20 protein-coding genes are annotated in these 22,102 nt (G+C 71.4%); 8 read left to right on the plus strand and 12 right to left on the minus strand.

Annotation, left to right across the window (positions count from 1 at the left end):
* The first annotated feature begins 11 nt into the window (after positions 1-11).
* The 4 genes from KY498_RS14085 to KY498_RS14100 all read left to right on the plus strand — a co-directional run bounded on the left by KY498_RS14085 (position 12) and on the right by KY498_RS14100 (position 3,484).
* On the plus strand, positions 12-908 hold the full coding sequence (locus tag KY498_RS14085) for a carbohydrate kinase (protein WP_191009071.1): 897 nt from the start codon (positions 12-14) through the stop codon (positions 906-908).
* 36 nt (positions 909-944) lie between these two features.
* Entirely contained in the window at positions 945-1,781 is an 837-nt protein-coding gene (gene truA, locus KY498_RS14090; protein ID WP_191009582.1) for a tRNA pseudouridine(38-40) synthase TruA, read from the plus strand.
* A gap of 75 nt (positions 1,782-1,856) precedes the next feature.
* A complete protein-coding gene (locus KY498_RS14095) occupies positions 1,857-2,546 on the plus strand; it encodes an endonuclease/exonuclease/phosphatase family protein (protein WP_191009070.1) in 690 nt (229 codons plus the stop codon).
* Between the two features lie 86 nt (positions 2,547-2,632).
* Entirely contained in the window at positions 2,633-3,484 is an 852-nt protein-coding gene (locus tag KY498_RS14100; protein ID WP_191009069.1) for a universal stress protein, read from the plus strand.
* A 91-nt stretch (positions 3,485-3,575) separates the two neighbouring features.
* On the opposite strand, the gene KY498_RS14105 is transcribed toward KY498_RS14100, so the two are convergent.
* Positions 3,576-4,094, minus strand: coding sequence for an LPXTG cell wall anchor domain-containing protein (locus KY498_RS14105; protein ID WP_060960274.1), 519 nt, complete (start codon positions 4,092-4,094; stop codon positions 3,576-3,578).
* A 259-nt stretch (positions 4,095-4,353) separates the two neighbouring features.
* Between KY498_RS14105 and KY498_RS14110 the strand changes: the two genes are divergently transcribed.
* The 3 genes from KY498_RS14110 to KY498_RS14120 all read left to right on the plus strand — a co-directional run bounded on the left by KY498_RS14110 (position 4,354) and on the right by KY498_RS14120 (position 7,339).
* Positions 4,354-4,950 carry a hypothetical protein gene (locus KY498_RS14110; protein ID WP_223848738.1) on the plus strand — a complete coding sequence of 199 codons (597 nt, stop codon included), beginning with the start codon at positions 4,354-4,356 and terminating at the stop codon, positions 4,948-4,950.
* Between the two features lie 89 nt (positions 4,951-5,039).
* Positions 5,040-5,771, plus strand: a complete 732-nt coding sequence (locus KY498_RS14115) for a hypothetical protein (protein ID WP_060960348.1) — start codon at positions 5,040-5,042, stop codon at positions 5,769-5,771.
* Between the two features lie 32 nt (positions 5,772-5,803).
* Complete coding sequence (locus tag KY498_RS14120) at positions 5,804-7,339, plus strand: glycosyltransferase family 2 protein (RefSeq protein WP_060960276.1); 1,536 nt, start codon at positions 5,804-5,806, stop codon at positions 7,337-7,339.
* Positions 7,340-7,363: 24 nt separating this feature from the next.
* Here the strand turns inward: KY498_RS14120 and KY498_RS14125 are convergent, their stop codons facing one another.
* The 7 genes from KY498_RS14125 to KY498_RS14155 all read right to left on the minus strand — a co-directional run bounded on the left by KY498_RS14125 (position 7,364) and on the right by KY498_RS14155 (position 16,594).
* Complete coding sequence (locus KY498_RS14125) at positions 7,364-8,506, minus strand: response regulator transcription factor (protein ID WP_191009067.1); 1,143 nt, start codon at positions 8,504-8,506, stop codon at positions 7,364-7,366.
* Between the two features lie 88 nt (positions 8,507-8,594).
* A complete protein-coding gene (locus KY498_RS14130) occupies positions 8,595-9,608 on the minus strand; it encodes a glycoside hydrolase family 6 protein (protein ID WP_101306880.1) in 1,014 nt (337 codons plus the stop codon).
* 27 nt (positions 9,609-9,635) lie between these two features.
* Positions 9,636-10,208: a cell wall protein gene (locus KY498_RS14135; RefSeq protein WP_191009066.1), complete on the minus strand. Its 573-nt coding sequence runs from the start codon at positions 10,206-10,208 to the stop codon at positions 9,636-9,638.
* A gap of 68 nt (positions 10,209-10,276) precedes the next feature.
* Entirely contained in the window at positions 10,277-12,067 is a 1,791-nt protein-coding gene (locus KY498_RS14140) for a DUF4012 domain-containing protein (protein ID WP_191009065.1), read from the minus strand.
* A gap of 24 nt (positions 12,068-12,091) precedes the next feature.
* Positions 12,092-13,204 carry a hypothetical protein gene (locus tag KY498_RS14145; RefSeq protein ID WP_101306878.1) on the minus strand — a complete coding sequence of 371 codons (1,113 nt, stop codon included), beginning with the start codon at positions 13,202-13,204 and terminating at the stop codon, positions 12,092-12,094.
* Positions 13,201-14,853 carry a cell wall metabolism sensor histidine kinase WalK gene (locus tag KY498_RS14150; protein ID WP_060960280.1) on the minus strand — a complete coding sequence of 551 codons (1,653 nt, stop codon included), beginning with the start codon at positions 14,851-14,853 and terminating at the stop codon, positions 13,201-13,203. Before KY498_RS14150 ends, KY498_RS14145 begins: the two co-directional genes overlap by 4 nt.
* Before the next feature lie 19 nt (positions 14,854-14,872).
* The gene (locus KY498_RS14155) at positions 14,873-16,594 is read right to left on the minus strand and encodes a HAMP domain-containing sensor histidine kinase (protein WP_219879413.1); all 1,722 of its coding nucleotides are present in this window, start codon (positions 16,592-16,594) and stop codon (positions 14,873-14,875) included.
* A 70-nt stretch (positions 16,595-16,664) separates the two neighbouring features.
* Here KY498_RS14155 and KY498_RS14160 point away from each other — a divergent pair, with 70 nt between their 5' ends.
* Positions 16,665-17,030 (plus strand): response regulator transcription factor, encoded by a 366-nt coding sequence (locus KY498_RS14160; RefSeq protein WP_219879414.1) that lies wholly within the window; start codon positions 16,665-16,667, stop codon positions 17,028-17,030.
* Between the two features lie 21 nt (positions 17,031-17,051).
* Here KY498_RS14160 and KY498_RS14165 read toward each other — a convergent pair whose 3' ends face one another.
* The 4 genes from KY498_RS14165 to KY498_RS14180 form a co-directional block, all read right to left on the minus strand.
* A complete protein-coding gene (locus tag KY498_RS14165; protein ID WP_191009063.1) occupies positions 17,052-18,026 on the minus strand; it encodes a hypothetical protein in 975 nt (324 codons plus the stop codon).
* A gap of 3 nt (positions 18,027-18,029) precedes the next feature.
* A complete protein-coding gene (locus KY498_RS14170) occupies positions 18,030-19,547 on the minus strand; it encodes a polysaccharide biosynthesis tyrosine autokinase (protein ID WP_060960284.1) in 1,518 nt (505 codons plus the stop codon).
* A 142-nt stretch (positions 19,548-19,689) separates the two neighbouring features.
* Positions 19,690-21,021: an HNH endonuclease signature motif containing protein gene (locus KY498_RS14175; protein ID WP_191009062.1), complete on the minus strand. Its 1,332-nt coding sequence runs from the start codon at positions 21,019-21,021 to the stop codon at positions 19,690-19,692.
* A gap of 378 nt (positions 21,022-21,399) precedes the next feature.
* On the minus strand, positions 21,400-22,005 hold the full coding sequence (locus tag KY498_RS14180; protein WP_191009061.1) for a low molecular weight phosphatase family protein: 606 nt from the start codon (positions 22,003-22,005) through the stop codon (positions 21,400-21,402).
* Positions 22,006-22,102: the final 97 nt, after the last annotated feature.

Genomic DNA, 22,102 nt, shown 5'->3' on the forward strand with positions numbered 1-22,102 from the left:
AGACTGGGGGCATGGAAGCGGATGTGCTGGTGATCGGCGAGGCCCTGATCGACATCGTGGAGACGACGGACGGCGACCGTGAGCTGGTGGGCGGCAGCCCCGCCAACGTCGCGGTGGGCGTGGCCCGTCAGGGGCACCGCGTGCGCCTGCTCACCCGTCTCGGACGGGATGCGCGCGGCGAGCGGATCGCCGCCCAGATCACCGCGTCGGGAGCGGTCGTCGACGAGGCGTCGTGGACGGATGCCGCGACCTCCACGGCGCGCGCCCGGTTGCGCGCCGACGGTTCCGCGGAGTACGAGTTCGCCATCGACTGGGCCGTGCCGGTGCTCGCCGCCGACGACGTCCGCATCGTGCACACGGGCTCGATCGCGCTGTTCCTGGAGCCCGGGGGAAGCGCCGTGCTGGAGGTGCTGCGCCGCGCCGCCGACAGCGGGACGGCGCTCGTGACGCTCGACCCGAACATCCGTTCCGCCCTCGTGGGCGGTCACGAGGTGGCACGCGCGCGGTTCGCGCAGGCCGCGGCATCCGCGGACCTCGTCAAGCTCAGCGACGAAGACGCCGCGTGGCTCTACCCGGGCCTGGACGCCGAGGCCGTCCTGCACCAGATCGCCGCGCACGGCCCGCGCATCGTCGTCATGACCCGCGGGGGATCCGGCGCCATCGGACTCGGGCCCGGCGGCGTCGCCGCGGTCGACGCGCTCCCGGTCACGGTCGCCGACACGATCGGCGCGGGGGACGCCTACATGGCGAGCCTCGTCTCGAGCGCCCTCGACGACCCCGCCCTGTTCGAGGACGCCGCCGTGTTCCGGGCGGCGCTGCGCCGCGCCGCCGTCACCGCCGGCATCACGGTCTCGCGTGCCGGAGCCAATCCGCCCGTCCGCGCCGAGGTCGACGCGGTTCTCGGCTGAGCGGATCGATCGGTGACCGACGACGACACGGCCCCCGTGCGGCTGCGCCTCGACCTCGCCTATGACGGCACCGCCTTCCGCGGCTGGGCGCGTCAACCGGGCCTACGCACCGTGCAGGGCACCCTCGAGGCCGCGATCGCGCGCGTGCTCGGCGGCGACCCCCAACTGGTCGTCGCGGGGCGGACGGATGCCGGCGTCCACGCCTCCGGGCAGGTGGCGCATCTGGACCTCACGCCGGCCCAGCAGGAGCGTCTCGCGAAGAGCCGGGCGGCGACGGCCGAGGCGCTCGCCGCCCGCGTGAACGGCGTGCTGGGCCCGTACCCCGACGTCGCGCTGCGGCGCACCGCGCGCGCCGCCGACGGCTTCGACGCGCGCTTCTCCGCCGTGTGGCGTCGCTACGAGTACCGCATCGCCGACCGGGAATCCGGATACGACCCCCTGGAGAGGGTGCGGACGACGACCGTCAAGGCCGCTCTCGACGTGGCGGCCATGGATGCCGCGGCCCGCTCCCTCATCGGCCTCCACGACTTCGCGGCCTACTGCAAGTGGCGCGAGGGCGCCACGACGATCCGCACGCTGCTCGACTTCGGATGGCACCGCGATGACCGCGGCATCCTGGTCGCGCGGGTGCGGGCCGACGCCTTCTGCCACAGCATGGTGCGCGCTCTCGTCGGCGCGTGCGCCGCCGTCGGCGAGGGACGCCTGGAGGTCGCCGACGTCGCCGCGATCCGCGACGAGGGCGTGCGCACGAGCGAGGTGAAGGTGCTGGCGGCCCGCGGCCTCACCCTGACGGAGGTGGGCTACCCCGCCGACGATCAGCTCGCGGCCCGTGCCGAGCAGACGCGCGCCCACCGCCGCCTCGACGCCGACTGACGGCCTGCGCGCGTTGTCAAGACGGAGCGGATTCTTAAGAGGCGCGCCTAGGCTGATGGCGACGGAAGGCGGGGGATGAAGGTCATCTCGTACAACCTCAACAAGCACAAGGCGATCGGCGAGCTCGACGCGCTCGTGGAGACGACGGGCGCCGACATCCTGTGCCTGCAGGAGGCGGTCTCGGGCGACCTTCCGGTGGAGATCGGCGATCTCCACCTCGCCGAGGCGACGGCGCGCAACCGTCTGGGGCTGGCCCTCTACTACCGCCGCAACAGCTTCGCCGCCCGCGAGGTGCGCTCCCTCGCGCTGAAGAAGTCGCTCCACGACCGCGTGCTCAAGCCTGCGGAGGAGCGGATGCTGGCGGTGCGCCTGCACGACATCGATCTCGGTCGCGAGCTGATCGTCGCGAGCTTCCACGCCGCACCCCTGACCGCGCTGAACTCGCTGCGGCGCAAGCAGATCCAGGCGGCGCTCGAGGAGCTCACGAGCCTGGGGCCCGACCTGCCGATCCTCATGGTCGGCGACTACAACTACCCCGTGTTCAAGGAGAACCTGGGCCAGCACGTCCGCGAGTCGGGATACGAGCTGACCCTGAGCGATGCGCGCACCTACACGCGGTACAAGTTCTTCCGCGGACACTACGACTTCGCGACGAGCGTCGGCTTCCACATCGACACGATCACGACGCTGCCGCAGGGGCGCAGCGACCACCTGCCGATCCTCATCACGGCCGAGCCGACCGCGTTGCCGACCGCGTCGTCCTGAGGGTTAGTCACGGCGCGCGCCCGCGCGGGTCTCGTGCCGTCCGGCGTAGGGTTCTGCTACGCCGATCCCGACGGAGGGATGAGATCATGGTCGACTCGATCGTTGTAGCCGTGACGGGTGCGCCCGTCGCCGTTCGCGCGGTGCGCTGGGCAGTGCAGCGGGCGCAGGCGGCGCCTCCGGGAAGTCAGCGGATCGAGCTCCTCTCGGTGGTCGGCGGCGTGCTCGGCACCGTCGGTGAAGCGGCGGTGCTCGAGCAGGCCGTCGCGGTGACGGAGACGTTGCTGGAGCGCCTCGCCGAGCCGGTGCGGGATGCCGGGATCCCGGTGGTCTGCCGCGCGGAGGCCGGCGACCCCGTCTCGCGGCTGATCGACGCCAGCGCGGAGGCGGCGCTTCTCGTGATCGGCAGCGATTACCGCGGGCCGGGCGCGGGTCCGGCGCGGGGAGCCCACGGCATCCGCATCGCCGCCGGTGCCGCGTGCCCGGTCGTCGTCGTCCCCGACGTGGAGCTGGTGGGGCGCTCGGGCGTCGTGGTCGGCATCGACGGCTCGCCCGTCTCGGAGCACGCGCTGCGCTTCGCGGCCTGCGAGGCCGACCGGCTGGGCGAGTCGCTGACGGCGGTGAGTGTGTGGACGCCGCTGGAGGCCCCGCGCAACGGACTCGCGGTGTACCCCGAGATGTACCTCGCCAACATGCAGGCCGCGACGGAGGAGATGCAGGCGGTCGCCCTCGCCGGTCTCGCCGTCGACTTCCCCGACCTCGTCGTGGAGCGGGTGGTCGAGCGCGGGTATCCCTCGCGGGTCATCGGATCGCGCGCGATGACCGCGCGCCTCGCCGTCGTGGGCACGCACGGGCGCGGTGCGCTCGCGCGCTTCCTGCTCGGCTCGATCAGCCAGGAGGTGCTGTCGCGGCTCACGAGCGTCACCGCCGTCGTGCGCTGAGCGCGCTGCGGATGCCGCGCCACGGGCGTCCCGACAACGAGAGAGCCTCCCCGGCCGTGACCGGGGAGGCTCTCTCGTTGCGTGGTGCGTGTCAGGCGCTGGTCTCCTGGCGGCCGCGGCGGACCGTGGCGGCCACGGCGATCGTCGCGCCGGCGAGGACGAGTGCCCCGCCACCGACCCAGATGCCGAGCAGCGACTCGCTGTCGCCACCGGTGGACGGCAGCGTGCCGCTCCCACCCGCGCTCGCGGGCGTCAGAGCACCGGTGGCCGACAGGGTGTAGCTGCCGCTGGCCTCGGCGGGGAGCGTGACGGTGACCGCCGCGACGCCCGACGAGCTGGCCGTCTTCGTCGTGGAGGTCGACGACACGGCGAACTTGGCGATCGCGAGGGAGCCCGCGGCCGCGTTCTCGCCGGTCAGGGTGAACGTGACGGTGGCGCCCGCCTCGAATCCCGAGAACGTGTAGGTGTCTCCCGACACCGTGAAGGGCGCGTCCGAGACGACGTCGACGGTGCCGCCCGGCGTGTAGGCCTGAGCCATGGCGGGCGCCGCGAAGACGAGCGCTGCGGCGACGGCGGCCGAGGCCACCGCCTTGGTGAATCGATGCTTCATGAGAGCCTGCTTTCGAATCCGGTCTGGGGGTACCTGATGATCCGCTCGTTCCGTATATCCGGTCTTGTTGCAGATGGGGGGGATGAGAATGAAGCGGTATGGTGTAGCTGATGCTCTCCCGAGTATTGCCTAGGGGTCTGTCGGATTGCAAACTCTCGCGGTTTCCGATATGTAAATGTTTCGCGACGTGAAGGGGACCTGACGGATGGGACGAGCCGGGAGGGGCGCCGCCCGCACAGCAGTGTCGGCGCGTCATCGCATGCTCCGCCTCGCCGCCCTCGGGATCGTCGCGGTCGCGCTGCCGCTGTCGGGCTGCGGACCCGCGCCGTGGGCCACGGGAACCACACCCGCCGCCCCGCCGGCGACCTCGGCCGCGCCCGTCGCGCCGCCCGTCTCGAACGACCTGTCCGGAGGTTCGACGCAGCGCACCCTGACCGCGGGGGCGGTCTCGGCCACCGTGAACTACTGGTCGACGCTGCGCATGGACCGCTGGACCGCCACGGCCGTCAAGCCGATCAGCCTCTCGATGGTCACGACGATCACCCCGAACGACGGGCAGAAGGTCTACCTCCAGCGTGCGTCGATGACGGCGATCCCCGCGAACGCGACGGAGACCTTCGCGCCGCTGGACGCGCAGGTCGACCAGTCGACCGTGTCGCCCGGCTATCTCGTGCTCTCGCCCTACAGCTACTCGAACACCTTCAACGTCGGCGCTGTCCCCGCCGAGGCGACCTACGTGACGATCCAGTTCGACTACGACTTCCTCGTGCAGACCACGCCCACGTCGACGGAGTTCGCGAAGCAGACCGCCAGCGACACGCTCACGATCGCCATCGCGGCCCAGACCGGCGGCTGACCGCCCCTTCCTCAAGATCGGGTAAAGACCGCGTCGAGGTTTCCCCAGTTCCGCGGGCGGGGGAGCGCCCAGAAGATAACGTGTCGATCATGCCTCCCGCCCCCCTCCGCCCCGCCCGGCTCCGCGCCGTCGGCACCGTCGCGGCCGGACTCGTCGTGCTGACCTCGCTGACCGGTTGCACTCAGATCGCGAGCGCCTTCAACGGTCTCCAGCAGAACGTCGTCGCCACGCCCGAACCGCGCCCGTCGGCGTCGGCCGCGGTCTCGATGCCGTTCGACTCCGCCTTCACCTACGACGGGTCGGTGTCGCTGTCCACCGACGTCGCCGACGGCCTCGAGGTGCGCCTCGACGTGTGGGCGGCCGACCCCAAGCGCACGCAGGAGTGGGCGCCCGACAACGACAAGACCTTCGGGTTCGCCGTCAACGTGTACGACCACCGCGTCGACGAGAAGGCCGTCCTCACGCAGAAGCGCCGGGTCTACCTGTCGATGATCAGCGTCACCTCGCAGGTGTCGCAGTCCACGATCGGACAGCAGCAGATGATGTCGCCGTTCCAGTTCTCGGCCGACCCGCGCACGCTCGTGCCGACCGACACGCTGCGCTCCGACCGCGGTCTGCTGCTCAACAGCTACCAGGGTGGGCTGCTCGTGCCCACCACCACGATCCATCAGCTTCCCGCGGACACCTACGGGATCACGCTGCAGTTCGCGCTCCAGGTGTGGGTGGAAGGCACCGCCAACACCGACTCGAGCTTCGCGCAGCAGACCGTCTATCAGGTTCTGCCGGTCGCCATCTTCTCTCCGACCGCTTCCACTCAATAGTCTGTCAGCACAGCAGACACGAGGTATCTATCGTGAGCACGCCCTTTGACACCGGACGGCAGGCAGCCGAACCGCAGTTCACCGCTGCGCCGTTCGCCACGCCGCCGGCGCCCCCGGCGAACCCGTTCGCGTTCCCGGCGCCGGACGCGTCGGCGCATCCGGCCGATCTCGCGATCCCCGACCTCGACGACTTCGCCTCGGTCCTCGAGCACACGACGGTCCACCGCTCGACGATCGGGTGCGTCGTGCCCGCGTACAACGAGGAGGAGTCGATCGCGGACGTGATCCGTTCCCTCCTCGGACAGAGTCGCGTTCCCGACGTCATCCACGTCGTCGTCAACAACACCTCCGACGCCACCGTCAAGATCGCGTCGGAGTTCAGCGGACCGCACGAGATCTCGACCGAACTCGGGGAGCAGTTCACCGAGGTGTTCGTGCACGACATCGGCAAGAACCCCGACAAGAAGGTCGGGGCGCTCAACTACGGCTATGCGCTCGTCGAGGGCTACGACTACCTCCTCGGTGTCGACGGCGACACGATCGCGGACCGTCGCGCGGTCGAGTTCCTCGAGAGCGAGGCGGTCTCGGACTCGCGTATCGGCGGCATCTCGGCGATCTACTCGATCGACGACAAGCCCATCCAGGGGCTGGTCGCCAAGTTCCTGATCGCCGGCCAGCGCACGCAGTTCGCCGCCTTCAACCTCCAGAACCTCCTGCGCGGGCGCAACATGGCCGTGCTGGGCGGGCAGTTCTCGATCTTCTCGACGACGGCGCTGCGCGACGTGATGAAGGCGAACCACCAGAACTCGCCCTGGGTCAAGGACAGCGAGGTCGAGGACTCGCTCCTGTCGCTGCAGATCAAGAGCGCCGGCTACCTCACCAAGATCAGCCCGTTCGCCCGCGCGGATGTCGGCGGCATGACGACGCTGAAGGGCTACGACGCCCAGCAGGTGAAGTGGACGTACGGCGCGATCGAGCTCATGTGGCCCGGTCAGCGCGGCGACACGAAGGGGCAGCCGTTCCACCCGAACCTGCGCCTGCGGTGGTTCGAGAACTTCTCGATGCTCACCAACCTGTTCGTGCGCGTCGCCTTCCTGACCCTGCTGATCGCCTCGCTGTCGATCAACGCCTTCGTCTTCTCGCCGTGGTGGCTCATCCCGCCCGTGATCGCGACCATGCTGAACCTGCGCGTCGCGCGCACGATGGAGGCATGCGATTCGCGAGACCTCATGTTCGCCGGTCTCATCGTCCCGGCCGAGGTGTTCATGTGGATCCGCATCAGCCACTTCCTGCGCTCGTGGACGCGGTTCCTCTCGCGCAAGAAGGTCGACAACTGGGCGATGCAGGCGCGTGCGGAGCGCGGCGGCGGCAGCATCGGGCACTGGGTGCCGTTCATCATGCTCGCGATCGTCGCGATCGCCGTCGCGGTCATTTGGAACATGCTCGACCCGGTGGCGCAGTCCGCCATCCTGTGGGTGGGCTGGCCGATCGTCGGTGTCGTCACGGTCATCCAGACCGTGCTCATGTCGTTCAAGCTGTTCCGCCGGCACCAGGGCTTCAAGGTCTGACGACCGGCGCCGCGCCGGGCCGGATCAGGCGGCGTGCTCCGAGGTGAGCCGGTAGCCGACGCCGCGGACGGTCTCGATGTAACGCGGGTTCGCCGGGTTGTCGCCGAGCTTGCGGCGGAGGTTCGTCATGTGGGCTTCGATGGCGCGCTTGTCGGCTTCGCCGACGAAGTAGCTCGTCACGTACGACTCGCCGCGCAGCACGAGGGTGAGGTCCGCCTTGCTGCGCACCCGACGCTTGGACTCCATCAGCGTCGCCAGCAGGTCGAACTCCGTCCGCGTCAGGACGAGCTCCTGACCGTTGATCGCCGCGACGCGCTGTTCCGGGTTGACGGCGAGATCGCGGTGCGCGACCCAGCCGGGTCCCGTGAACGCGACGACCGCGCCGGGGCCGCCGGACGCGGCGAGCTCGGTGCCGGGCACCTGCGGCCCCACGGTGGAGGGGACGACGATCGGCTGCGCCGGCGCGGGCGGCGCCGGCGCGGATGCCGCGGGCTGGCCCGCCGCCGCGGGAGCCCCCGTGTGGCGGACCTCGTCGAAGCTGTAGGGCGGGTCGGCGACCGGCTCGACGGTGGGCCATGGCCCCGGCTGGGCGTCGGGAGCGCCGGTCGGCGACGCGACCCCGGGCCATCCCGCGGGCGCCGCCTGGCCGGGATAGCCGTAGCCGGCGGCGGGAGCCGACGGCATCCCGTAGTCGGGCACACGCTGACCGGGACGTGCGCCGGGGAAGGACGGACCGGCGACCTCCTGGCGCGGCGCCGTCTGCTGCGGGGCGTTCGTCATCGTCGCACGCGGTCGGCGCAACAGGGAGTCGATGCGGGCGCGCAGCTCGCGCGGGCGGAAGGGCTTGACGATGTAGTCGTCGGCCCCCGACCCGAGCCCCACGACGACGTCGGCCTCCTCCTCCAGGCCCGTGATCATGATGATGAAGGTGTCGCTCTGCGCCCGGATGCGTCGCGCCGCCTCGAATCCGTCGATGCCGGGCATGTTGACGTCCAGCGTCGTGACGAGCGGCTGGTAGGAGAGCACGGCGCGCACGCCGTCGATGCCGTTGCCGACCGAGACGGTCGAGAAGCCCGCCGCTTCCAGCACCTCGACGATGAGGTGGCGGATGTCGGGATCATCTTCGATGATCACGGCGGTCTTCATCGGCAACGAGGGATCGGTCATGGGCCCGAGGTTCTCCATTAGGGGGGTGTGGAGCAGGGTGGTGAGCCACAGTCTAGCCACGGCGGAGCGCCGCGGGACCGCGGCCCGCTCAGCGGACGTCGCGCGTGAGCTCCTCCGCTGCCTGCGGCCACCACCGCCCGGCGTCCGGGCCGCCGTTGCAGGTGCCGTCGCTCTCGCCCGGGGGTTTGATCCACAGGTTGGTGTCGACGACGTCGTCGCCGAAGGTGCCGCCGGGGTCGCCGACCCGCTGCCCGGAAGGGTTGCACCAGGTGGCCCCCGCGGTCGCGAGGCCGTTGCGGGAGGTGTCGATCACCGCATGCGTGCCGCCGAGCCGTGCGGACAGGGCGTGGGCGTAGGCGAACTCGTCGTAGGTCGACTGATAGTTCGACACGTTGGTCGCGACGCCGCGCACCCGGTCGATGATGCCCATCTGGCCGATGAGATCGGCCATCTCGTCGGCGCTGTGCCAGGCGCTGTGGCCGCCGTCGATATAGATCCAGGTGCCGGTCGAGCTCAGTGCGTCGACGGCGTCGGAGAGATACTTCGCCCGCGTCGGGATGTCGCCGCACTCACTCGTCAGAGCGATGCTGTCGGGCTCGAGCACCACGATCTTCTGTTCGTCGGGCGCCGTCTTCAGCGCCTTGCCGATCTCGCGCACCCAGCGCGGGTAATCCTCGGGCGACAGGCCGCCGGCGGAGTGGTTGCCGCAGTCACGGTCGGGCAGCCCGTAGACGACCATCGCGGTCGCACGGCCCTGGTCGCGGCCCTGAGCGATGAGGCTGAGCACCGTGCCGCCGACCGTGCCGATCGGATCCTGCTCGGGCGTGAGCCAGTAGGCCGTCGGTTGGGCGGCGAGATACTGCGTGGCGGCGGTGGCGTCGGCCGCCATGTCGATGTGGTCCAGCGCGACGCGCGCCTTCGACTGCTCGGGCGCGATGACGGTCGTGCCGACGGCGGGCGGCTGTGCGAGCACGGCGTGCACCCCCTGGGTGATGAAGACCCCGACGACGGCGATCGCGCCGAGCACGAGGACGGCTCCCGCTGAGATCGCGGTGATGACGATCGCGCGGCGGGAGATGCGCCTGCGGGGGGAGGAGGACACTCCTGAACTGTAGCGGGTGCTGGTCCGTCAGCGATCGTCGCGGTCGCGTCGCCGCCGCGCGGCGAGGGCGATCAGCACGGTGGCGCCCGCGAGGACGAGCGCGCCGCCGCCCACCCAGACGCCGACCAGCTGGCCGCTGTCGCCGCCGGTGCTCGGCAGCCCGTCCGCCCCCGTGATGGAGGTGCTCGCCGTGCCGCCCGCGGAACTGCGGGAGATCGCCGCGATGTTGTAGACCCCGCTCGCGTTCTGAGGGAGGGTGATGCCCACGGCGGGCAGGGCGCCGGTGGCGTCGGAGGTGCGCGTGACGCTGCCCGTGCTGATCGCGAAGCGCACGATGCCGAACGCGACGTCGCGACCGTTCTCGCCGGTGACGGTGATCGTCACGGGCTCGTTCGCGGCGAAGGTGCCGGACGCGCAGACGAACGACAGCGTGCCGCCCGCGGGCACGCTCGCCGGGGAGCTCGTGCAGGAGTCGACCGGCGGGTAGATCGTCGACGCCTGGGCGGCGACCGGGGACAGCGCCAGCGCGGCGCCCAGCAGGCTCGCCCCCGCGACGCGTGCGACGCGGAGCCGGTCGATGGAGCGGTGCGAGCGGGTCATGGAGCTTCTCCCTGCGATCTGCGGTGCGGCCTCGGTGGAGCTCGGCGGTTGTCGCGGTTGCAGGGAGTCTAACCGACCCCGCACGTCGCCACGACGACGGGGCTACGACCGGCATCTGCCGTCGGGGTCACGAGCGCCTGGGCATCGGCGACGGGCGTCGTCGCGCGGACGATGACGGTCAGCCCTGTCGATGCTCCGGGATCGAGATCGATGTCGAACGTCAGAACGCGCCGCCCCTCGTGCATGCCGCCGGCGAACCCGGCACCGTTGGTCGCCTCGGCGGAGACCAGCTCGAACCCCTCGGGCAGGTAGAGGTTGCCGACGACCTCCGTCGTTCCCGCGGGCGTGCCGAAGTTGCCGCCGCCCGTGACGTAGGACGGAAGGGAGGTGGCGGCATCCGCCGGTGCGCGACTGGTGAGCGTCAGTTGGAGCGTGAGCTGCCTCGACGCCACCGTTCCGGCGGGGAGGCAGGAAGCCCAGGCGAGCGAGACGTCGGGCTCGGTGTAGTAGCTCATCTTGGAGCCGGTGCCGTCGTTCAGGTAGACGCCGAAGCGCGCGGTGCGGGCGTCGGTGACGGGAAGCTGACCGGCGACGACGGTGCCGTCGATGAGCTTCTGCTCGTCGGCATCGGCGCTCCAGGCGAGGAGGCGGTGTTCCTCACCCGCGCGCGTGAGGGCTTCGATGAGCCCGGATGCCGAGCCGCGCCCGTCCGCGAGAGCCTGGAAGACCGCTCCGGCGGCGCCGGCGAAGAAGGCGTCTTGTTCAGCCGGGTTCGTGTAGCGCAGGTACACCTCGTTCAGGAGCAGAGGGACCGCGTTCTCGGCGGTCAGGGTGTCGCCGGTGGGCAGCGAGACGGGGCCGGTGGTCTTCAACAGGTACGACAGCACGACCGGGTCGACCGCGAGCACGCCGTCGACGTCGCTGCCGGTCTTTAGCCGGTACATCGCGCGCGCGATCGGGCCGTCCACCGAGAAGTCGGGGATCTGGGTGAGGTTCTGGAAGTAGCGGGCGGGCTTGGTGTCGAAGATGCCGACCACCTCCTCCGAGAGCGGAGCGACCGGCTCGTCGTAGCCGCGGGGGAAGTCGCGCGAGGAGAGCGTGCCCGACAGGGACAGTGCGCCGCCTTCGGTGTGCACCACGATGGCCGCGCCGGCGATCCCGCCCAGCGAGCGCCACTCGGCGTTGTTCTGCACGAGCACGAGATAGTTGCGGGGACCGTTCTGGCCGAGCATGTCGGGCAGCAGCTGCGCGGTGCGCGACACGGTGTCCACGGCGGTCGCGACCCGCGTGAACAGGTCGTCGGCGCGGTCGACGGCCGTGCCGACCACGCCGACCAGGGGCGTGCGATCGATCTCCTGAACCGCCTCCGCCGCCGAGGTCGCTTTCGTCGCGGCATCCTGCGCCGGTGCGGCGATACCGGTGAGCACGCTCGTGTCGATGCGCCCGCCGACAGGGCGCAGCGCGTCGACCGATATGCCCTGCGCGGCGGTGGCGAGCGGCAGGAGGCTCTCGCGGAGCAGCTCGTCGGAGGCGGCCGCGACCGTGCCGAACGCCGCGAGCTGCGGGCCGATCCACGGTGTGTGCGCGGCGAGGGCCCAGATCGGGTCGGACGTGAGCTCGTGCGCGGCCGCCGCATCCGTCGCAAGTCGCGCGAGGGTCGGGGCGGCCGACGCCGGGTCGTCCGCGAGGGCCGCCGTGGTGTCGTCGGCTCCGGTCTGGATGCGGGTGAGGTGCTGGTAGGCCATCGCGCCGCGCACACCGATCCACACGGCGGCGAAGAGGCCGAGCACCAGGGCGCCGGCCAGAATCCAGGCGAAGGCGCGGCCCGCGGTGCGCGCCGGACGGGGGAGTGGGCTCACGCCACTGATCCTAAGGGGGACGGCCTAGGCGACGATGCTCGCGCGCTCCCAGCGGTCGCCGCCGGACAGCTGGGCCTCGTCGGCCGCGGCCGCGGCGGCGGCGATGAGGTCGTCGAGGTCGTACCCGATGAGCGAGACGCTCGCCCATCCGATGCTGGCCGACAGTCGCACATCGATGGACTGGTCGCTCGACACCGTCGACACACGCTCCAGCAGCGAACGCAGCATCGGTCGGACCGCGGCCTCGTGCCGCGGCAGGAGCACGAGCATGCGGTTCGGCTCGACGCGGTCGAGGTCGGCTTCGGCGGGGAAGACGGCCGACACGTCCGCGGCGAAGCGGTCGAGCACGCGGGTGTAGGCGAGCGCGCTGGAGGCTTCGCGCAGTGCGAGGGGATCGTCGAGGCGCACGTCGAGCAGCGACCACCACGCGTCGTCGAAGCGCTCGGCGCGGACGAGGCGATCGACGGCGACGGCGCGGAACCCGGTGGGCGCGTCCTCGTCGGCGACGGGCGCCTCGGTGCGTACGAGCAGGAGCAGCGACACCAGGGCGGTGACCAGCGTGACCACCGCGACGGCGGGGGCATACTGCTGCGCCATGAGGAGCGTGCCGATGCTGTCCTCCGCATGACGGACGAGGCCCGACACGAACCAGATGAGGGCGAAGACGCTGATGAGGCCCGCGGCGATGGTGAGCGGGATGGTCGCGGCGCGCTGTGCGGAGCGCACCGCGAACAGCTCGATGGCGATGGCGGCCGACACGGCGGCGACGAGCACGAGCCCGACGGCGAGGACGAGCGGCTGCGCGTCGGTGTCGGCGCTCACCGCGAGCGCGACCCCCACCAGCGCCGACACGAGCAGCGTCGGCACGAGCAGCACGTGGCGTCGTCCGATGCGCACCCGGATGCCGACCCAGACCAGGCCGAGCGCCGCGACGTTGAGGGCCTCCGCGAGGGCGCGCGGCCAGGCGCCGCCGAGGGTCTCGGACGCGGCATCGAAATAGGTCGCGACCATCGCGGCGACGAAGGCGCTCGACCAGATCGCGGACTCACGCGAGGGATGCGGCAGGAAGCCCAGGCCGATCATGATGGCCGTGCAGACCGTCGACAGGGTGATGAGCAGCGGTTCGATCTCGGTCACGCCTGGTCCCCGCTCTCGTCGTCTCGTCCGTGCGTCAGAGGGAGGCGGACCGTGACGGTCGTTCCCGATCCCAGCGCGCTGTCCAGGGCGATGGTGCCACCGTTCTCCTCCACGATCGTGCGCGCGATCGACATCCCGAGGCCGGTGCCGGCGATGCCGCTCGCGGTGGCGCTGCGGGCGCGGAAGTACGGTACGAACACACTATCCAGATCGGACGGCGCGATGCCGATGCCGGAGTCCGCGACGCGCAGCACGGCTTCGTCCCCCTCGCGGGTCGTCCACACACGGACCGTCCCGGCGCGCGGCGTGTACTTGATGGCGTTGCTGATCACGTTGTCGACCACCTGACGCATCCGGAATCCGTCCCCCGCGACCGGGAGCGGCTCGTCGCCGTCGCGGGTGAGATCGATGTCGGCGGAGGCCGCGGCCGGCGCGAAGGCGTCGACCGTGGCGATCGAGAGCCCGCGCAGATCGAAACCGTCGGCGTGATCGGTCGTGCGGTGCGTGTCGAGCAAGGATGCCGTGAGCGTGATCATCCGCTCGGCCGCGCCCTCGATGAGCGCGGCGTGCTCTCGCTGCGCGGGCGTGAGCTCGTCGCTGTCGAGCAGCAGGTCGGCGTGCCCGAGGATCACCGTCAGGGGGTTGCGCAGCTCGTGGGAGACGGCGCTGGTCGCCGCGCGCTGCTGTCGACGCTCGAACTCGTGCGCGGTCACGTCGTCGAGCTGGATGATCGAGACCTCCGCGTCGGGCGCCGACTCCTGCATCACGGTGCGACCCCGGATCGACAGCGACAGCGCGCGCCAGTTGCCGCTCGCGTCGTAAAGCCACAGCAGCTCGTTCTCGGTACGCTCGCCGCGTCCGGCGCGCGCGATGGAGGTCGATTCGCGCGGCAGCGCCGTGCCGCGATAGCCGTCGTACTCGACGGCGCGCGGGGGATGCCGGTAGTCGTCGTTGTCGTAGGCGTAGAGGTGCCGGTACGCGGCGTTCGCGAGATCGAGCTGACCGCGGTCGTCGACACGGGCGAGCGCGGTGCTGATCGTGTCGAACAGTCCGTTGGCGCGGTCCTCGTGGACGGTCATCCGCGCGACCGAGCGGTCGAGCTGCCGGGACTGGCGGCGGATGAGGAGGCGGAACGCCCGTGTTCGTCGCGCGCCCTGGTTCATCGCGACGCCGAGGAAGCCCAGCGCCAGCAGGACGATGACGATCTCGAGCGGCGAGGCGGCGGCGCTGCCCGGAACGGCCCAGCGACACAGCTGGAGGGCCAGCACGACCACCAGCGCGGCGGTGACGGCCGCCATCGAGTAGTAGGTCGCGACCCACGCGATGGGAATGACCCAGAGGTAGCCGAGCGCTTCGTCGGACATCGCGAGCAACCCGATGGCGGCGGCGTCGAACAGGGGCAGCGCGACGACGGCGTCGCGGTGGCGCGCCCAGGGGATCACGATCGCGGCGATCGTGGCGCCCGCGATGGCGGTGAGGCCGGCGAGGAAGGCGATGTCGCCGAAGAGGTGCGGATCGAGCAGCGCGATGCCCACGGCGACCGCGACCGTGCTGAAGGCGACCACCAGCTGCCACTGCCACACGGACCTGACGACGGTGCCGATCAGCTGGCTGTCGGCCCATCGACTCTCGACGCGGGGGGTGGTCATCGGTTCCTCACACGGCAGTCTATTGAGCGTCCTCCGCGCTCTCATCCAGGTCGTCCGCGCCACCGACGCGAGGAAGGAGCAGCGTGGCCTTCGTGCCGTGACCGGGGAGGGAGACGAGCATGACCTCGCCCCCGTTGCGCCGCGCGAGCATACGCGCGATCGGCAGTCCCAGTCCCGTGCCGGGCATGGCGCGCACCTCGGACTGCTCTCCGCGGTAGAAGGGATCGAAGACCTGGCCCAGCGCGTCGGGACCGATGCCGGGACCGGTGTCGCTGACGGTGATCATGACGTCGCCGGCGACGTCGGTCGCCTCGATGTGGACGCGACCGCCGTCCGGCGTGAACTTCACGGCGTTGGAGACCAGGTTGCCGAGGGCGCGGATGGCGTCGTCGCGATCGGCGATGACGCCGAGATCCCCGATCGCCCCCACCGTGACGGCGAGATCTCGCGCGGAGGCGACCTCGACGTGCCGGCTCACGACGGTGGTCACCAGATCGCTGGCGGCGATGTCGGTGGGCCGTGGACGCTCGGCCTGCGTGCGGCTGAAGGAGAGGAGGTCGTCGAGCATGCCGGCGAGGCGTCCGGTGTTGCGGTGGATCGCGTCCACCCACGGCCTCGCCTCACTCGGCAGATCGATCTCGCCGAGAAGCTCGGTGTAGCCCGCGATGATCGTGACGGGCGTGCGCAGTTCGTGGCTGGTGGTGGAGAGGAAGTCTTGACGCTGGCGCTCCAGGTCGTAGCGCACCTGCAGCGTCGCAGCGGTCGCCCGCGCCGCTTCGGCGGCCGTTTCGGCGGCATCCACGGCCGTGCGCGCGTTGACGAGGGACTCGTTGCGCTCGGTGGTGGTCGACACCGCGAAGATCGCGATCGCCGAGAGGAAGATCGTCACCGTGATCGACAGCTCGGTCGTGTCGATGGTCGAGGTGGCGAACACGCCGACGCTCACCCTGCTGTACACGACCGTGACGACCGCGATGGCGAGCGCCTGCAGGTGTGCGAGCAGCGGCGGAAAACGCAGTGTCGCCCACGCGAGCGGAACGAAGACGAGGAACGCGAGGGGAAGCCGTGTCAGGGGGCCGAGTCCCGCCGCGAGCACGACGACCATGAGGATGAACTGGCCGACCAGCTCGCTGGCGGCCGGCGGCGACTGGGGTTGCGGATCGAAGAGCGCGAGCGGCACGATCAGCAGCACGGCGGAGAAGTGCGACGCGCCCGTCGCGAGCGCGGCGGGCAGCGCGTCGGCGCTTCCGAGCACCGCGTTGATCAGCGCGATCGTGAGCGCGAACACCAACGCCGCCACGGCCGCCCAGGCGACGAAGCGCACGGCGTCGTTCGTGGTGCGCAGACGTGCGTCCTCCCGGCCGCGCAGGAGCAGCCAGGCCAGCAATGCCACCTCGACCGCGTTCGCTGCGCCGTACAGGGCGCTGACTCCCACCGGCCGACCGGCGAAGAGGTTACCGAGAGTGGTGACCACGAGCACGATCGCGACCGCCGACGGCCGGTGCGCCGCCCGGGCGCGCAGCACCAGCACGGCCGAAACCCCCGCAGCGGGCCACCACAATGCCACGACCATCCCCGGGAGTGCGAAGGCGACGGCCAGGAAGGAGAGGCCGAAGATGAGCGCGCTGCCGCCCACCCAGAACGCGACCGCGCGCCATTGCTGCGCGCGGCGCTGCGGGGGGCGACGACGGAGAGCCGCGGGTCGGTGTGCGACGGAGTGTTCCACCCCGGGGGCTCTCATACGAGTACGCTAATGGCAATCGGGGTGGAAACTAGGTACACGAGGGGCAGACTCGGTGGAGGCCACACCCATGGCGCATGTGCTCGTGGTCGACGATGACGCCGACGTCGCCGAACTCGTGCGCACCGTGCTGACGATCGCCGGCCATTCGGTCGATGTCGCGGGCGACGGCCAGCGCGGCCTCGCGGCGGCATCCGCGCAGCGTCCCGACCTGATCGTGCTCGACCGGATGATGCCGGGGATGACGGGCATCGAGGTGTGCCGCACGCTGCGCCAGGACCACGCCTTCGACGAGACGCGCATCATCATGCTGACGGCGAAGTCGGCGCAGAGCGACATCGACGCGGCCCGCGGGGCCGGCGCCGACGACTACGTCGTGAAGCCGTTCGCGCCGCGCGAGCTGCGCCGCCGCGTCGCCGACCTTCTCGCGTCCTGAGCCCGGCTCGGCCGGGAGCCTTCAGCTCGCGACGGCGATGATGCGCGTTCCGGCCCAGAGGGCGAGGCTGGTGCCCGAGCCCGTCGCCGTCGCGTCGAGGGCGACCGGGCCGGCTGCCTCCGCCGCGTCCATCTCGACACAGCCGAGGTCGATCGCCGACGAGCCGGTGGGATGGCCGGTGACGCGGATGCCGGCGGTGGTGGTGGTCGTGGTCGTGGTCGTGGTGGCGGTGGTGGTGCAGGCGGCATCCGTCTGGGCGACGTAGACGCCGCCGGAGGTCACGGCGACGGCGCGCGCGCCGCCCGAGAGGGCGGTCCAGGCCTGGCCGTCGAGCCGATAGGCGGTGCCGTCGCACACGAGCGCGGCCACCCCGCCCGTCGAACGCAGACCCCAGGGGGTGGCGCACGGCGCGGCGATCTTCGCGCCGTCGACGACGACCGCGCGCTCGCCGGGGAGGGCGTAGGTGTCGACGGCGAAGATGTCGGGGTAGGGCTCCCAGAACTGGCCGTCGGTGTAGGTGCGCAGGGTGGTCTTGGCGCACGCGGCGCCCAGATCGGCGACGGCCGTCGCGTTGCGGCCGCCGAAGGAGGTGAGGCTCTGCAGCTGCGCGATGCCTTTCGCGGTGGGCGTGACGTTCTGCCAGGTGGTGCCCTCGTCGCCGGAGCGCTCGATCAGTGGTGCCGCTCCTCCGCACGCGCCGGCGGTGCCGCGCCACATGGCCTCCGCGCCGACGGACAGGAACCGCTCGTCGGGGCCCGGGGCCGTGTCGGCGGGTGCCGTTGGGGTGGGGGTGGGGACGGCGGAGGCCGTCGGTGTCCGCTGGACGTAGGTGAAGGTCGGCGCCGGGCCGGCGGTCGTCTCGGCGTCGGCGGGACCGCGCCCCTGACGGAGCGCGGCGATGCTCAGGGCGGCGACCGCGACAGCGAGCACGGTGAGCCCGATCGCGATGACGGTGACACCGCCCCGCGTCGCGGTGAAGCGGCGCTGGCGGGGCACGTGTCAGCTCTCCCTGTCGGCCTCGCGCGCCTCGCGGCGGGAGTCGAACCCGAGCTCGTCCAGCGTCGGCGCTGCGGGGACGGTGGCCAGCGGCGTCGACCGTCCACGGCGCTTCTCCGCCTTGCGGCCGGCCTTGTCGCTCTTCGCGGGGGCCTCGCGGTACCCGTACCCGTAGCCGTATCCGTACCCGTAGGCGGAGTAATAGGAGTCGGGACCGCGTGTGGGCACCATCGACATGACGAACCCGGCGAGCTTGGCGCCCACCGTGTTGAGCGCTTCGGTCGCCCCGGTGAGCTGGTGACGGGTGGTCTTGCCGGCGGAGACGATCAGCAGCGCGCCGCTCGTGGCGCGCGCGAGGATCGCGGCATCCGTCACGGGGAGCAGCGGCGGCGCGTCGCACAGGACGACGTCGAAGTCCTGCTCGAGCATGTCGAGGAGCATGCTCATCTGGTGCGAGCCGAGCAGCTCGCTCGGGTTCGGCGGCACTTTGCCGGCGGGGAGCACAAAGAGGCTGCGGCCACCCCACGGGAGCATGACCTCGCTGACCTTGGCGCGTCCGATGAGAACGTCGGTGAGGCCCGCTCCGCCCTCCAGGCCGAGGTATTCGGCGACCTTGGGCTTGCGGAGGTCGGTGTCGAGCAGGGCGACGCGCTTTCCGGCGTCGGCCAGGGCGATGGCGAGGTTGATCGTCGTGGTCGACTTGCCCTCGCTCGGGATGGAGCTGGTGATCACGAAACTCGACCGGCCGCCCATGTCGAGGAACTGCAGGTTCGTGCGCAGCGCCCGGAACGACTCGGCTCGCGGGCTGAGGGGGTCGGCGTGCACGATGAGCGGGCGTTCCTTCGCCTTCGCGTCGTACGCGATCGCGCCGATGCCGGGGGCGCCGGTGATCTGCTCGGCGTCGCGCGGCGTGCGCACGCGGTTGTCGAGCGTCGTGCGCAGGACGGCGACACCGATGCCGAGCGCGAGCCCGATGAGCGTTCCGAGCGCGAGGTTCAGCGGGACGTTGGGGCTCGACGGCTTCAGCGCCGGCTGCGCGTCGCTGACGCGGCTCAGGCGGACGGGGCTCCCGCCCGCCGCGGTCTCGGGCTCGAGCTGCGGCACCGCCGACGCGAGGCTGGCCGCGATCGCGTTCGCCAGCTTCGCCGACTGGACCGCGTCGGGGTCCGACACGCTGATGGTGATCAGGGTCGAGTTCAGCGTGGCCGACGCCTTCACGCGCCCCGCCAGCGACTCCGCCGTCACGGCGAGACCGAGGTCGGCGATCACCGGGTTGAGGACCACGGGCGTGCTCACGAGACCGACGTACGTGTTGATGCGCGCCTGAGTGAAGTTGGAGCCCTGCTGAAGCTCCGCAGCCGTGCCCGCCGTCTGGGTCGAGACGAAGACCGTGCTCGACGATTCGTAGATCGGCGTGCGCGTGAGCGAGTACCCCGCGGCCGCCCCGAGCCCGAGGAGGGTCAGGACAACGATCACGAGCCAGTTCTTGCGGAGGATGCGGATGTAGTCGCTGAGCTCCATGGTGCCTCTCGAAGACGCGCTGCCGGCCAAGAGGGGGGTGGAGGCCGGACGATCGGACTCAGTCTGCCATAGGCCATGTTTCGTGCCGGTGTCCAGGCGGCAACGGCACGATGCCGTGCGGGTGGGTCGTTCGCACCCGGACTCACTCCCGGAGTGCATACCGCGCGTTCCCGCCGAGCCGTGGTGTGCGGTCCGCATCGATCCAGGGCGGCGGCACGAACCAGACGCTTGCCGCCGTGCCGCGGCCGTCGATGCGGATCTCCCAACCGTCGTCGTGCACGCGGTGGTGGCATCCGGTGCACAGCAGCACGCCGTTGTCGATGTCGGTCGGTCCGGTATCTCGATCCCACCAGGAGAGGTGATGACCGTGCGTCCACGGCGGGGGCGCCCCGCAGAAGGCGCAGCCGCCGTCCCGTTCGGCGAGAGCCAGCTTCTGCGCCGAGGAGAACAGTCGCCGCGCGCGTCCCCAGTCGAGGATCTCGCTGTCGCCGCCGAGCACGCACGGAATGACCTGCAGATCCGCCGCCAGCCGCCGCACCTCGGCCGCGGGCAGCGCGGCATCGAACCCGTCGATGCTCGCCAATCCTCGCCCCGACTCGAGCTCGTCGAGGGTCATCCGCACCACGACGGTCGTCGTCGCCGCAGTCGGCACCCGATCGCATCCGAGAGCGTGCGCGCACAGCTCGTGGAGAGCGTCGGCGCGCATCTGTGGCAACGTGCGCTCGTCTCGCGCCGCGTCATCGCGATGCTCGTTCTGCTGGAGAACCCGCGGCACCATCGCATCGAGCGCGGTCTTGATGGGCGCACCGCTGGCCACGTCGAACACACCGGTCAGATGCAGCATCCCGTCGCGCTCCTGGACGCGCAAGGCACGCTGCGACCGGTGCTCCTCGTGTGCGGCGGCGATGCCGTCGGGATCGAGCTGCGCCTCGGCCCGCGCGAGCAGCCGCGACAGCTCGTCGGCGCGGAGCCCCGGTGCCCGTTCGCACAAGTCCTGCTCGGCCGCGTCTCGACGGTCGGGGTCGACCCGCAGTGCCAGCCGATCGAGCAGCCCGATGATCGCGGATGCCGCCGTCATACCCAGCGTGCCCGTCGCGACCGCCGCCGCCACATGCGGATGCGCCGCCGGCCGCTCGTCGCCGCCGAACGTCGCCCGCGACGCCGTGGCCTCGCCGACCTGCACCAGCCTGATCGCCTCGCCGACGCTCGTGCCGGTGGTCGCCTGGATCAGCGCGACCGGAGACCGGAAGCCTTGCCGCTTCGCGAGGGAGTCGCCGCCCAGCTGCGGTCGCGACTGCCGGGCGATCTCCGCGGCGACGGGAGCGAACGCGGCATCCACCTGTCGCATGAGCTGACCGAAGATGCGGTTCACCTCGATGAGCTCGCCCGGTGAGAGCGCCTCCGGAGCCCGGCCACCACCGGCGGCCGTCAGCGCGTCGAGCGCTGCGGCGATGCCATCGAGTCGGTTCTCCATGCCTTCGACATTAGAACATAGATACGACACTGGGGTGAGTTATCCACAGGCGTTTCGACTCGCTGCGCTCGCTCAACGACCGGATGGGTGGGGGTGGCCGTTTCGACTCGCTTCGCTCGCTCAACGACCGGGGGTGGGTGGGTGGTTCGGCTTGCTGCGCTCGCTCAACGACCGGATGGGGGTGGGTGGTTCGACTCGCTGCGCGCGGTCAACGACCGGTGGGTGGGCGTTTCGACTCGCTTCGCTCGCTCAACGACCGGTGGGTGGGCGTTTCGACTCGCTTCGCTCGCTCAACGACCGGGGGTGGGTGGGTGGTTCGACTCGCTTCGCTCGCTCAACGACCGGGGGTGGGTGGGTGGTTCGACTCGCTGCGCTCGCTCAACGACCGGTCAGCGCGATCCGCACCACGCGCTCGACGGCGGCGAGTCCGGGCTCGAGCTCCGCCGCGGAGCGTTCGTACGTCGCCGCGGAGCGCCCGTACGGGTCGACGACGTCGTCCTCATCGGGGGATGCCGGGGGCAGAGTGATCCCGCGACGGCCGGCGATCACGGCGAGCGCCGCCGCGAACCGCTCCCGCGGACCGGCCGCATCGCCCGCGCCGGCCGCGGCCGTCCGCAGCTCCTCGTCGGTGACGTCGCCCGCGAGCCGCGCGAACTCCCGTGCGATGAAGGCGCTGCGCGTGCGCGACGGATCGAGTTCGACGATCTCGCGGCGGTGGTCGCGCGCCATCGCCAGCACGAGATCGGCGCCGTGCACGTGAGCCGGCGTGAGGTAGCGGGCGCCGTGCGCCGCGGTGAGCGCGGGGCCGACGCCGCGGGCGGCGGCGAGATCGGCGGCCTCCGGTGTCATCGGCATCCCCTCGCGTGCGCGCGTGCCCGCGCTGGTGACGGACACGTCCAGGTCGGCGAGGCGGAGGGCCAGCAGCTGCGCGGCCAGAGGGGAGCGGCAGATGTTGCCGGTGCACACGGTGAGGATCTCGAGCACGGTGACTTCCGGTGTCGGGAGGAGCGGGGGGAGTGTGTGGCTCGCTGCGCGACCGGTAGTTTGGCCACGTGCCCGATCAGCTTAGCGACCCCGCTTC

The organism is Microbacterium sp. PAMC21962 (assembly GCF_019443465.1).
In the GTDB taxonomy this organism is placed as follows: domain Bacteria; phylum Actinomycetota; class Actinomycetes; order Actinomycetales; family Microbacteriaceae; genus Microbacterium; species Microbacterium hominis.

Excerpts from the sequence above, each read along its gene's own strand:
- KY498_RS14085 (WP_191009071.1), top strand. The coding sequence starts at position 12 with ATGGAAGCGGATGTGCTGGTGATCGGCGAGGCCCTGATCGACATCGTG.
- KY498_RS14095 (WP_191009070.1), top strand. The coding sequence starts at position 1,857 with ATGAAGGTCATCTCGTACAACCTCAACAAGCACAAGGCGATCGGCGAG.
- KY498_RS14100 (WP_191009069.1), top strand. The coding sequence starts at position 2,633 with ATGGTCGACTCGATCGTTGTAGCCGTGACGGGTGCGCCCGTCGCCGTT.
- KY498_RS14105 (WP_060960274.1), bottom strand. The coding sequence starts at position 4,094 with ATGAAGCATCGATTCACCAAGGCGGTGGCCTCGGCCGCCGTCGCCGCA.
- KY498_RS14110 (WP_223848738.1), top strand. The coding sequence starts at position 4,354 with ATGCTCCGCCTCGCCGCCCTCGGGATCGTCGCGGTCGCGCTGCCGCTG.
- KY498_RS14115 (WP_060960348.1), top strand. The coding sequence starts at position 5,040 with ATGCCTCCCGCCCCCCTCCGCCCCGCCCGGCTCCGCGCCGTCGGCACC.
- KY498_RS14125 (WP_191009067.1), bottom strand. The coding sequence starts at position 8,506 with ATGACCGATCCCTCGTTGCCGATGAAGACCGCCGTGATCATCGAAGAT.
- KY498_RS14135 (WP_191009066.1), bottom strand. The coding sequence starts at position 10,208 with ATGACCCGCTCGCACCGCTCCATCGACCGGCTCCGCGTCGCACGCGTC.
- KY498_RS14150 (WP_060960280.1), bottom strand. The coding sequence starts at position 14,853 with ATGACCACCCCCCGCGTCGAGAGTCGATGGGCCGACAGCCAGCTGATC.
- KY498_RS14155 (WP_219879413.1), bottom strand. The coding sequence starts at position 16,594 with ATGAGAGCCCCCGGGGTGGAACACTCCGTCGCACACCGACCCGCGGCT.
- KY498_RS14160 (WP_219879414.1), top strand. The coding sequence starts at position 16,665 with ATGGCGCATGTGCTCGTGGTCGACGATGACGCCGACGTCGCCGAACTC.
- KY498_RS14170 (WP_060960284.1), bottom strand. The coding sequence starts at position 19,547 with ATGGAGCTCAGCGACTACATCCGCATCCTCCGCAAGAACTGGCTCGTG.
- KY498_RS14175 (WP_191009062.1), bottom strand. The coding sequence starts at position 21,021 with ATGGAGAACCGACTCGATGGCATCGCCGCAGCGCTCGACGCGCTGACG.